We start from the raw sequence: 12,104 nt of genomic DNA, 5'->3' as shown, positions 1-12,104 counted from the left end.
GGGTCATGATGGACTTGAACCATCGACCAATGGATTAAAAGTCCACTGCTCTACCAACTGAGCTAATGACCCGCTCTTTTTGTCGCATTTCGAGTGGGGTTACCATTCGTTTGCTGCGGGCGCTTATAATACTTATTTATAAAATGAGTGCAACCGAAATTGTCTCTTTTTTTAAGTTTTTATGTCTAGTTGAGCAAATTTAGACCGCTTATGACAAAAAGCAGTCTAATCAAGCATCAACATTTATTTTGATAAGCGATCTGTGGCTAGTTTAGCAGCAGTTGTACTTGGGTACTGATTGATTAGCTCATTCAGTATTTTTTGCGCTTCAGCCTTTAACCCTTGCTCTTGTAAAAGTGTACCAAGCTTTAACATTGCATCTGGGCGCTTATTTGAGTTTGGAAATTCGTTAACAACTACTTTGAAATGCTCGGCTGCTTTTACACCGTCATTTTTAATCGTTAATAATTGCCCAAGCCAATAATGTGCGTTTGAGGTGTACACTGAATTTGGATACGTTGTTAAGAACGCTTGAAATTCTGGAATAGCTTGGTCATAGCGCTTATCTTTCATTATAAGCGCAACAGCACGCTCGTACGCTTCGTTTTCAGATAAATCACTGCTGTAGCTCTGATCGCTACCTGGTTGCGTGTAGTCTGTTGTAGGCGCTGGAGTAGCCGGTTTAGCATATGCTTGGCTAACACGGTTTTCTATTTCTTGATAAAGCTCGCGCTGGCGCTGCAATACCTTTTCAAGTTTATAGCTTTGCTCTTCGGTAACACCGCGAATTTGACTCACTTCATCTTGCAGTAAGTTAAGCTGTTGCTGTAACTCTACTTGTAAGAAATTACGTTGTTGCATCATGCTTTCAAGGGTTGCTAAACGCTTTTCAATGCTCGACTGTGAACTTGCAGCTTCTGAAACAGGAGCGGGAGCAGCCATTAACTGGGTGCTCCCGCTCAATATCATGGCTGCCAAAATAATTTTCGGCTTCATAATATCTCTTATCTTAGTAAACTAGTACCGCACGGCGGTTTTTAGCGAAAGCTTCTTCAGTGCGAGATTTAACCATTGGTTTCTCTTCACCGTAGCTAACTACTGACATTTGGCTTGCAGAAACACCTAAGCTTTGTAGGTATTTTTCAACTGCTTGTCCACGGTGCTCACCAAGTGCAATGTTGTACTCTGGTGTACCGCGCTCATCTGCGTGGCCTTCGATTAATACTTTAACAGAAGGGTTTTTAACTAAAAACTCAGCGTGTGCACGAAGTAGCTCGCCGTATTGACCTTGAATCGTTGCAGTGTCAAAACCAAAGTAAATGATTTGCTCTTGACGAAGCGCTTCGTACTTTTGACGAAGTTGCTCTTCTGCTTTTTGCTCTGGCGTCATTGTTGCTACTTCAACTGTATCAGTTGTTGTTTGCTCAACAGTTGCTTGGTTAGACTGGTTAGCTGCATTTTCATCGATATCTGAAGATGAGCTACAAGCTGCTAGCGTCATTACTGGCACAGCAATTAGCAGGCCTTTAAGTATTTTGTTAAGTTGCATTGAGTAGATTCCTATTTTGAGTAAACCAGCAATTATTACTGTAAATATGGCGACCAAGCCGGTGCCTTCACTTGTCCATCAAGCACAGGTAAGCGTGCTTTAAAACGGCCGTCCATCGATACTAGCGCAAGTACCTGTTTATTATTATGGAGCGTGCTGTATATAATCATCGAGCCATTTGGCGCTATGCTCGGCGATTCATCAAGGCGAGTTCGAGTTAAAACTTGGAACGCACCTGTAGCCAACTCTTTCTTAGCAAGATGATACTGTCCGTTAGTACGGTTTACCATCACTAATTCTTTTCCGTCTGGCGAAATAGAACCCGCTAGGTTCATGTCACCATCAAAGGTTAATCTTTGAGATCTGCCAGTTTTTAAATTTAACTTATAAATCTGAGCATTACCACCCCTTTCCGACGTAAATACTATATCTTGACCATTTGGGTACCACGAAGGTTCGGTATCTATACTACGATGGCGTGTTAATCGCGTCTCTTTACGTGTTAGTAAGTCTAATAAGTAAACCTCAGTTGCACCAGTTTTATCTTTTGACAGCACTAACAGTAGCTTTTTACCGTCTGGCGAGAACTGCGGCGCACCGTTAATTCCTTTATAGCTGGTGATCAATTCACGTTTACCGGTATAAATGTCTTGAATAAAAATTTGGCTCTGGCGATTTTCGAACGTTACATACGCTAATTTAGTCCCATCGGGCGACCATACTGGCGACATTAGCGGCTCTTTTGAGCGCAATAACACTTGTTCATTAAAGCCATCATAGTCGGCAACCACTAACTGATATGGTTTTTCATCAGTATCACGTACAATAACATAGGCTATTTTTGTTAAAAACGCGCCTTTTTCACCAGTTAGTTTTTCATAAATCACATCACTAATACGATGCGAGTAACGACGAAAACCGGTTTCACCAATCACGCTTTGACGCGCTTCTAAAATATGGTCTTGGCTTTGAACCAGCTTACCGTTGCTCATCATTTGTGTTTCACCGCCAGTGATTTGGCCGCGAATAACATCAACCAACTCATAACGCACTAAATAGCGTCCATTGGTTTGCTGCTCTACTTCACCAACTAATACAGCTTCTACACCTTTATTAACCCAGGCACCATAATCAATATCAGCATCTTTATGAGGTTGTTGCGGCATTTGCGACACACTCACAGGCTTAAACTTACCGCTGCGCATTAAATCGGCAGCAATTACATCACTTAGCTGCTGTGGAATAGGACCAATACCTTGGTATTTAAATGGCACAATCGCAATCGGTCTTGCGCCGTCAATACCTTCAGTAATAACAATTTCAAGTGCCGCATGTGCAACACCCTGAAACCCTAATATTAAAACTAAACAGGCTATTTTAATTTTGTTAAACATGTCATCCCTTAAAACTCTGGCGCGATGGTTATATTAATATTCTTTAGTTGCTCGAATACGTCTTTATCTTTAGATACCGGTAATGTGTCGGCCATGCGAACAGCTCTTAATGCAGCCTCACACACTAACTTATCACCGCCTAACGATTTAACTTGTGTTACCAGCCCATTAAACCCAAGACGGATATTAATGCGGCATTGCTGGTTTTTCATTTTTTCATCAATTAATAAGTTTTGTTGAATACGCGCCATAATTAATGCGCGGAATTTATCAACTTCACTCACTACTTGCTGTTGACGTATTTTATTACGTGCCGCCTGCTCTTTGGCAAGCTGCTCTTGCAGCATTTGCTCTTGAAGTGCTTGTTGGCGTTTACGCTCAGCTTCTTCAGCGCGCTTTTTACGCTCTTGTTCGGCTTTTTTAAGTGCCGCTTCTTCCGCTTTACGTTTGTCTGCAGCCGCTTTTGCTGCGTTTTCAGCCTCTTGCTTTTGCTTTTCGGCTTGCTTCGCTTTTGCTCGCTCGCGCTGTTCTATTTCACGGGCTTTTTTAGCTTGTGCTTGCGCTTGTGCGGTTTCTTTCTCTTTTGCTCTGCGTTGCTGTTCAAGCTTTTTAATGCGTCTTGCTTCAGCTTCACGCTGTTTGCGTGCATCGGTTGCTCTGCGTTCTAAATCGCGAATACGTTTATCTTCAGCACGCTTTTTATCATCTTCTTTCTTTTTAAGCTCAGCTATTTTTTGCTCAACTTGCTTTTGATCAATCGTAACCGCCGAAACCGCTTTCTCTGGCTCAGGAATAGCCGCATTGAGCGTTACTTCCATTACTTTAGGTTTAGGAGGATGAATGTTTGCTGACGCATACAAAAACCCACCTAACGCTAAATGCAGTAATACTGATTTAATTAGTGAACTACTCATACAGCTACTTGGTCCCCTCAAAGGATTCGGTCATTAACCCTACCGACGGCACACCTGCATTTTTTAAAAAGTCCATTAACAGTAACACTTCCTGATACGACACTTTACCCGAGCCTTTGATCATTACAGGCACATCTGGGTTTTTCATTAGTTGCAGCTTAATTACTGCGGCTACATCTAATGCTTCCATTGGTTCCTCAGGATCGGTACCTACACTCACATAATACTTACCATCAGCATCAATAGAAGCAATAATGGGTGGCGTATCTTTCGTATCAACTAAGTCCGACTCTTCCATTTTTGGTAGGTCTACTTTTACACCATGAGTAATTAACGGCGCGGTGGCCATAAATATAATAAGCAGCACCAACATTACATCAATGTATGGTACTACATTAATTTCTGCGACTGGGCGACGCTTTTTACGATGATACATTCGCTTGAGCCTCTATTTGGGTAGCTGCTTGACGGTGTAAGATATTGGCAAATTCTTCCATAAAGTTAATGTAGTGAGATTCTAACTTTTCAACTTTATTAGCAAATCGGTTATAAGCAATAACAGCAGGAATTGCAGCAAATAAACCCATTGCTGTAGCAATTAACGCCTCTGCTATACCAGGAGCAACCATTTGTAAGGTTGCTTGTTTTACTTCACCTAGGGCAATAAAGGCATTCATAATACCCCAAACAGTTCCGAATAAGCCGATGTAAGGGCTAATTGAACCAACGGTTGCTAAAAACGATAAGCTTGATTCTAGTTTTTCAATTTCGCGAGAAAGCGCAACCCGCATTGAACGGTGTGTGCCTTCCATTACAATGCCCGCACTTTGAAAGGTATTTTTTTTATGACGTGCAAACTCTTTAAAGCCTGAGGTAAATAAAGCCTCAATACCAGCAGACTGGCCACCGCGAGAAGAAATTTCGTTATATAGTTTACTTAGGTCAACACCAGACCAAAAACGTTGCTCAAATTTTTTGGCATTTGCTAAGGCGTCAGAGATGGCTTTTTTACGTTGAAAAATAATAGCCCATGACATAACCGACATAGCAACCAACGCTAGCATTACTAATTGCACAAGCAAACTGGCTTCTAGAATTAGATCTAAAAAATTAAGCCCTGATCCCACGTTAAACTCCTAAATAATTAAAAACATCAAATTGATTTATTTGAGTAAGGTAACTTAGCAATACATTAGCCACCATTAAAGTTTTGCTAGTGTATCTAGTGTATTTACTGCTGACAACGATATTGCTGTGAATAGACAACAAAAAACGTTAAAAAAACAGCTTTACTCAATATTTACTACTTAACTCTTGTTCTACTGTATAAATAAATAACAACAAAGCTTTATGGAAGCACGCTTAGTTTCACTAAAGAGTGACAAAAATGCGCTGTTTATTCAAAATTAATGCATAAGCACTCATAACCAGCATATACTTACCTTAACGTAATAGTAAAACTAATACCGAACGTTAATATGTTAATATACATAAACAAAGCATTTCATTAACTTATAGAATTAATGATTAATTAACATGCAACAATAAGCAAAAACAAAAAACCGCTGCTATTAGTTTTTTTAATCTGAAAATATAAATTTTCTAGTTTGAACAAATTGTGTCGCTTCGGTATTATTCTCCCATACCGAGCTAGCGCATTAAATGAAAGCTATTTCATTGAATCCAGTTCCTCGTAATATGATTTATTTCGTATTACTTTTTTACTTCTTGGGGTATGACCTCAATAAGTAAAACGTAGTTCCCTAGATTACTTCCTTAAACTTGTTGTTTGCCCGCATTTTTTGCGGGCTTTTTTTTGCCTACAATTCATCAAACCATCTCAACTCGGGCTAAATAAGCAGTCGAACAATAGCCTGATATGTCTTAACGCTCAGTGAATTATTGGCAAAGTAAAATACGTAATGTTTGCGCATAAAAAAAGCCACTGTCGTTAAAAGACAATGGCTTTAGTATTTAACCTAAACTCTGGATAATAAATCTATCTCAAGCTGCTAATTAGTCTTGCTTGGGAAGTAAACCAAAATGATGATACGCATTATCCGACACTATTCGTCCGCGAGGCGTGCGCTGAATAAACCCTTGTTGAATTAAAAACGGTTCAATCACATCTTCTATGGTTTCTTTTTCTTCGCCTATGGCAGCGGCTAGGTTGTCAAGGCCAACCGGGCCACCCATAAATTTTTCAATAATGGCGAGTAAATATTTGCGGTCCATGTAATCAAAGCCGCTTTTATCAACATCAATCATATCGAGGGCTTGCTGAGCTACCTCGGCATTAACTGTACCATCTGATTTAACTTGGGTGTAATCGCGCACACGGCGCAATAAACGGTTTGCAATACGTGGTGTGCCACGAGAGCGCTTGGCAATTTCAGCTGCGCCATCGTCACACATTTCTAAATCAAGGTAATGCGCTGAGCGCCCCACTATGTGCGACAAATCCTCAACAGAATAAAACTCTAAACGCTGTACAATACCAAAGCGGTCACGCAGTGGTGAGGTTAATGAGCCCGCACGCGTGGTTGCGCCAATTAAAGTAAATGCAGGTAAATCAAGCTTAATAGAGCGTGCTGCAGGCCCCTCACCTATCATTATATCGAGCTGGTAATCTTCCATTGCAGGGTAAAGTATTTCTTCTACTTGTGGGCTTAAGCGGTGAATTTCATCAATAAACAGTACATCACCTTCTTCAAGATTAGTAAGCAATGCAGCTAAATCGCCAGCTTTTTCAAGCACAGGGCCAGAGGTGGTTTTAATGTTTACATTTAATTCGTTGGCTACAATATTAGCAAGCGTGGTTTTACCTAAGCCTGGCGGGCCAAATATTAATAAATGATCCAACGCTTCACTGCGGCTACGCGCAGCTTCAATAAATATTTCCATTTGTTGCTTAACATGCGGCTGACCACGATAATCGGCCAGTAACTTAGGCCTAATAGCACGATCTATGGTGTCTTCATTGGTTTTTTCAGCAGCATCTATTAAGCGATCAGCTTCGATCATAATTTACTCACAGCATTGATTTCAAAGATTCTTTAATTAGAACCTCAGTCGACATATCGGGTTTGCTTACTGATTTTACTGCTTTTTGCGCTTGTGGCAATTTATAACCGAGCGCCACTAACGCCGAAACCGCATCATCGGCCGCATTATTAGCTATAGTTGCATCGCTCGCAGGCTCTATTACGGCGCTGTCGCTAAATGGGGTAAATAAGTCGTTGCCCCAATTTTTTAATCGGTCTTTCATTTCGAGCACTAAACGCTCGGCGGTTTTTTTACCTACCCCTGGCAATTTAACCAAAGCGGTAGCGTCTTCATTATTTACGCAACTTACAAACTGCTGCGCCGACATACCCGACAAAATAGCTAAACCCAATTTAGGTCCTACGCCATTGGCTTTTAACAGCTCTCGAAATAAGGCTCGTTCGGTTTTATTATTAAAGCCAAACAATAACTGTGCGTCTTCGCGTACTACAAAGTGAGTGTACACAATGGCGTTGTCGCCCACTTTGGGTAAATCATAAAAACAGGTCATTGGCATTTGTACTTCGTAGCCAACGCCACTCACTTCTAATAATATTTCTGGGGGCTGTTTTTCAACTAACACGCCGTTTAAGCGACCTATCATTGTTATTTCCTTAGACGTCCTCTAACGGTTTTGCTTGCGCTACCCGCTAGTTTTATTAAATTTTGTTCAGAGTGAGCATGGCAAATTGCAATCGCGAGTGCATCTGCTGCATCGGCTTGCGGCGTACCTGGCAGTTTAAGTATATTTTTAACCATATGTTGTACTTGCGATTTATCTGCTCCACCGTTACCCACCACAGCTTGCTTTATTTGCCGTGCAGAGTATTCAAACACCGGTAAGTCGGCCATAGAGGCCCCCACAATGGCAGCACCACGGGCTTGCCCAAGCTTTAAAGCAGAATCGGGGTTATGTGCCATAAATACTTTTTCTATGGCAAAGGTTTCAGGCGAAAACTGCTCTATAAGCTGCGTAATACCTTGGTATATCATTTTAAGTCGGGTGGGAAAGTCATGATCGGCTAATTTAATACAGCCACTGCCTAAGTATGTAAACTTAGCACCTTGGTGCGCAACCACACCGTAACCCGTTAAACGCGAGCCCGGATCGATCCCTAAAATAATGGCCAAACAGCACTCTCATTATTGTTATTTATTAATAATGCTAATAATGCCAGAGCACTGTATAAATTACCAGTACCAAGCCAAAACAAAAATGCCTACTTAAAAAGTAGGCATTTAAACTCTATTTGGCCAAAAAGTTTACGCCAATGCGCGCACTAAGCCTTGGGTGTTTTGTTTGAGCGTACGGGCAATCATAAAATAACCTAAACCTGCTACAAACACGCCACCAGCAACGGGGCCAATAATCCAAATATTTGGATGCAGCTTACCCGCCAAATCAAACATTTGCTGCTGCACTATTAACAGTGCAATATCACTGAAAAATGCAGCGACCAGTCCGGCTAAACCGCCAAGCAATAAAAACTCATATAAAGTAGCATTTTTTATTAATCGACTTTTAGCGCCTAATGTACGCAATATTACGATTTCTTGCATGCGCTCACCTAAGCTTGCTTGCACCTGCGATATTAGTACCAACGCACCACATAACACCACAATAGCCAATACAAAACCAATGGCTAACGACACTTGCTCAATAGTCGATTGTATTTGCTTAACAAAATTATCTACATCAATTGCTGTAATGGTGGGGTATGTACGTAATAACTGGCTAAAGTCGCGCTTTTGCTCAGGTTCAATGCGTACCGATGAAATATAGGTTGCCGGAAAGTCGCTAAGTACATCTGGGCTTAAAATAATAAAAAAGTTAGGCTTGAGGGTGGCCCAATTTACCTTTCGCACACTGGTTATTTTAGCATCGAACGACTGCGCACCAATTAAAAATGTAAGAGTATCGCCTAGTTTAACATCGAGGCGCTGCATCATTGACTCTTCCAGTGAGGCCTCGGCAACGGCGTCATTGCTAAACCACTGACCATCGATAATGTCATTTTGCGAAGGGACTTCGTCAAGCCAGGTTAAATTGAGCTCGCGCCCAATGCCTGAGCGGGCTTCTTCGTCTTTTTTCTCGTTATCTTGCAGTGACACTTCACGCGCAACCGCTTCACCGTTGACGGCATTTACGCGACCACGAATAGTCGGGTAAAACTCCGACACCTGAATGCCCTTTTGTGCTAAATATTCATTCACTGGGTTCAGTTCATTTTGCGTGATGTTAACTAAAAAAGCGTTAGGCGCATCGCTTGGCAACTGTGACTGCCAATCAGAAATAATATCGTTTTTAAGCACAATTAAAAATAACAGTAATTTAATCGCTAACGAAAAACTAATTAACTGCACTGCATTAACATTGGCGCGTTTTTGAATAGACGCAATAGCCAAAGACCAGCTGTTACCAGGCTTTAAGCCAAGCTTGCGGCCACCGCCAAATATTAACTTAGAGATTAAAAATAACACCAAAATAAGCGCAAGCGTTGAGACAAACAAAATAAGCGTAATTTTTATGTTATTACTAAATAACCACATTAATAAAAACACGGTGAGTGCACTCAGCCCTAAATGAATTTTACTTACCGCAAGACGATCACCTAAGTTACGACGAAGTACTCTAAGCGGTGGAATATCAAATAAATCTAAAAGTGGCTTAATAGAGAACATAACCGCACAAATAACCCCGGTGCTAATTGCCACCAGCCAAGGTTTAAAACCAGCCATGGGCAGTTCGGTACCCATACTTTTAGCTAAATAACCGGTAGCCATCTCTTGCAAACCATAACCAATAGCTAGGCCAACAACCACCGCCATGGTACATACCATTAATAAGTGCATAAGGTAAATTTTACGGATCATATCGCGACTGCCACCTAAAGTTTTCATCATTGCGACTGGGTCGTATTGACGCTCACAATAGCGCTTAGCCGATACTGCAATAGCAACCGCGGCTAAAATAATCCCTAGCAAACCGGCTAATAACAAAAAGCTTTCAGCTCTATTTAAGCTATTTGAAATAGGCGATTGGCGGTCTTTAACACCATACCAATTTTGGTTTTCTTTGAGTTGCGGTTTTAGCCAATCGTAAAAACTATTTATGTCGGTTTCATCACCTGCATACAACTGGCGATAAAATACACGGCTACCGGGCTGTATTACTTCAGTTTTTGGTACGTCGTCAATATTAATAAGTACCCTGCGGCTGCTAGAGAGCACATTAAACGGCGCATCGGGTTCTTCAACAATCACCTTTTCCACATTGAATAACGCAGCACCCAGCTCAACTTGGTCGCCTACGTTAATATTTAAACTGTAAAAAACCGATTCACTTAACCACACGTTACCGGGGGTTGGTGCACCCGGGGCAACTTCTGTTTCGGCGTTTAAGCCCGACTTAACCTTTAACTGGCCTTTAAGCGGGTAACTGTTTGACGCAGCTTTTACTGAGCTAAATTGCATTTCATCGTTTGCAAACAGCATAGTGTCAAAATACACCATTTGCGCTGTTTTGAGGTTTTGCTGTTTGGCTTGAGTAATATAAGCGGTATCTATGGCATGGTTGCTGGCCAACACCCTATCGGCCGCAATAAAGGCACTACTTTTTTGCGCAATACTTTGTGCAATTCGCTCGGTCACCATAGATAAAGTAAGCACCGTTAACACCGCTAAAGCAATGGCTGCACTTATAACGGTTAGTTCGCCACGGCGAAACTCTCGAGAAAATAGTTTAAGTGCTAATTTAGCCCACATTTGCCATTTCCTCAGTTGAATTATGTACCAGCTCACCAGCTTCAATCTGAATAATACGTTCACACTTTTGCGCCAGTGCTTCATCGTGGGTTACTAAGATAAGCGTTGTGCCATTTTGCTTATTTAAATCAAATAATAACGACTCAATCATATGGCCATTTTTGCTATCTAGGTTAGCTGATGGCTCGTCGGCAAACAGTATTTTAGGCGAACCCACAAATGCACGAGCAATCGCAACTCGTTGTTGCTCACCACCAGATAACTGCGACGGGTAATGATCAATGCGATGGCTCAAGCCAACTTTTTCAAGTAACGCGAGCGCCTGCTCTTTAGCGTCGTGTTCGCCAGCAAGCTCAGCAGGCAGCATCACATTCTCAAGTGCGGTTAAACTTTGCACCAACATAAAAGACTGAAATACAAAACCGACTTTAGCGGCTCTCAGTGCTGCACGCGCTTCTTCATCTAACTTGTGCAAAGGCTCACCATCTAACATTACCTCGCCACTGCTGGCGGTATCAAGCCCTGCTAGCAAGCTCAATAATGTAGACTTACCAGAGCCCGACGTGCCCACTACGGCAACAGACTCGCCATGCTTGACATTAAAGCTGATGTCGCTGAGGATGGACAACTCACCTTCAAAGGTGGAAACCACTTTAGACAAACCATTTACTTGAATTATATTTAATTGAGAAAGCGCTGACATATGACTCATTCAATCCTACGTTGTGTATTCATTTTATTTTTAGTTATTAACCCGCTACACGCGGCTGCTAACAACACGATTTTAATACTTGGTGACAGTTTAAGCGCAGCCTATGGCTTAAAACAAGAACAAGGCTGGGTGCAATTGTTACAAGATAAATACGATGACGAGCAACGCAATATCAACTTAGTTAATGCAAGTATTAGCGGCGAAACCACCGGCGGTGCATTGCGCAGATTAGACGCGCTACTTGAGCAATATCAACCAACTCACGTACTTATTGAGCTCGGTGCTAATGACGGCCTGCGCGGTTTTCCAATCACTAAAATGCAAACTAACTTAACCGCTTTAATTGAAAAAAGCCAAGCTGCAGATGCACAAACCGCACTTATGGAAATATATATTCCACCTAACTATGGCCCACGTTACAGTAAAATGTTCACCGATAGCTTTACCAGTGTTAGTGAAGCCACTAACTCGCATTTAATGCCGTTTTTTGTGCTTAAAGTAGCAGGAAAAAACGAGCTAATGCAAAACGATAACTTACACCCTAACAAAACTGCCCAACCAATACTACGAGATGAAATGTATAACACGATCAACCAGTGGTTAAATAAAGACTAGGGCCGTAAAAAATCTCCTGCGCAAGCGCTTAAAACTAAGCGCTTGCGCAATAAACATCCAAACAAACAAAAGCTTATTGATTTTTTTATAAATACACGTACTATTGCTAT

General features: G+C 41.5%; 12 protein-coding genes and 1 tRNA gene. 1 reads left to right on the top strand and 12 read right to left on the bottom strand.

The annotated features are described in order from the left end of the window. From MTF66_RS35180 to MTF66_RS35125, 12 genes are all read right to left on the bottom strand, one after another. Nucleotides 1-72, bottom strand: a tRNA-Lys gene (locus MTF66_RS35180). Nucleotides 73-243: 171 nt separating this feature from the next. Beyond that, a complete protein-coding gene (gene ybgF / locus MTF66_RS35175) occupies nucleotides 244-996 on the bottom strand; it encodes a tol-pal system protein YbgF (RefSeq protein ID WP_010392784.1) in 753 nt (250 codons plus the stop codon). Nucleotides 997-1,009: 13 nt separating this feature from the next. Further along, the gene (pal, locus tag MTF66_RS35170; protein WP_010392787.1) at nucleotides 1,010-1,549 is read right to left on the bottom strand and encodes a peptidoglycan-associated lipoprotein Pal; all 540 of its coding nucleotides are present in this window, start codon (nucleotides 1,547-1,549) and stop codon (nucleotides 1,010-1,012) included. 35 nt (nucleotides 1,550-1,584) lie between these two features. After that, on the bottom strand, nucleotides 1,585-2,943 hold the full coding sequence (gene tolB, locus MTF66_RS35165) for a Tol-Pal system beta propeller repeat protein TolB (RefSeq protein ID WP_010392790.1): 1,359 nt from the start codon (nucleotides 2,941-2,943) through the stop codon (nucleotides 1,585-1,587). 8 nt (nucleotides 2,944-2,951) lie between these two features. After that, nucleotides 2,952-3,857: a cell envelope integrity protein TolA gene (tolA, locus tag MTF66_RS35160; RefSeq protein WP_010392793.1), complete on the bottom strand. Its 906-nt coding sequence runs from the start codon at nucleotides 3,855-3,857 to the stop codon at nucleotides 2,952-2,954. Between the two features lie 4 nt (nucleotides 3,858-3,861). After that, complete coding sequence (tolR, locus tag MTF66_RS35155) at nucleotides 3,862-4,293, bottom strand: protein TolR (RefSeq protein WP_010392795.1); 432 nt, start codon at nucleotides 4,291-4,293, stop codon at nucleotides 3,862-3,864. Further along, nucleotides 4,280-4,984 (bottom strand): protein TolQ, encoded by a 705-nt coding sequence (tolQ, locus tag MTF66_RS35150; RefSeq protein WP_010392797.1) that lies wholly within the window; start codon nucleotides 4,982-4,984, stop codon nucleotides 4,280-4,282. The genes tolR and tolQ overlap by 14 nt, the downstream gene beginning before the upstream one ends. An 889-nt stretch (nucleotides 4,985-5,873) precedes the next feature. Beyond that, nucleotides 5,874-6,881, bottom strand: a complete 1,008-nt coding sequence (gene ruvB / locus MTF66_RS35145) for a Holliday junction branch migration DNA helicase RuvB (RefSeq protein WP_075169409.1) — start codon at nucleotides 6,879-6,881, stop codon at nucleotides 5,874-5,876. 7 nt (nucleotides 6,882-6,888) lie between these two features. Continuing rightward, nucleotides 6,889-7,506 carry a Holliday junction branch migration protein RuvA gene (gene ruvA, locus MTF66_RS35140; RefSeq protein ID WP_008114133.1) on the bottom strand — a complete coding sequence of 206 codons (618 nt, stop codon included), beginning with the start codon at nucleotides 7,504-7,506 and terminating at the stop codon, nucleotides 6,889-6,891. Nucleotides 7,507-7,508: 2 nt separating this feature from the next. After that, nucleotides 7,509-8,033, bottom strand: coding sequence for a crossover junction endodeoxyribonuclease RuvC (gene ruvC, locus MTF66_RS35135; protein WP_008114131.1), 525 nt, complete (start codon nucleotides 8,031-8,033; stop codon nucleotides 7,509-7,511). Nucleotides 8,034-8,165: 132 nt separating this feature from the next. Beyond that, the gene (locus MTF66_RS35130; protein WP_248530075.1) at nucleotides 8,166-10,667 is read right to left on the bottom strand and encodes an ABC transporter permease; all 2,502 of its coding nucleotides are present in this window, start codon (nucleotides 10,665-10,667) and stop codon (nucleotides 8,166-8,168) included. Then, nucleotides 10,657-11,370: an ABC transporter ATP-binding protein gene (locus MTF66_RS35125; RefSeq protein ID WP_010392805.1), complete on the bottom strand. Its 714-nt coding sequence runs from the start codon at nucleotides 11,368-11,370 to the stop codon at nucleotides 10,657-10,659. The genes MTF66_RS35130 and MTF66_RS35125 overlap by 11 nt, the downstream gene beginning before the upstream one ends. On the opposite strand from MTF66_RS35125, the gene MTF66_RS35120 reads away from it, so the two are divergent. Further along, complete coding sequence (locus MTF66_RS35120) at nucleotides 11,371-11,994, top strand: arylesterase (protein ID WP_109874852.1); 624 nt, start codon at nucleotides 11,371-11,373, stop codon at nucleotides 11,992-11,994. The last annotated feature ends 110 nt before the right edge of the window (nucleotides 11,995-12,104 follow it).

It is taken from the genome of Pseudoalteromonas sp. 2CM39R (assembly GCF_023161845.1).
Note: the sequence above shows the minus strand (reverse complement) of the source record. Positions and strands in the feature narration are given on the sequence as shown.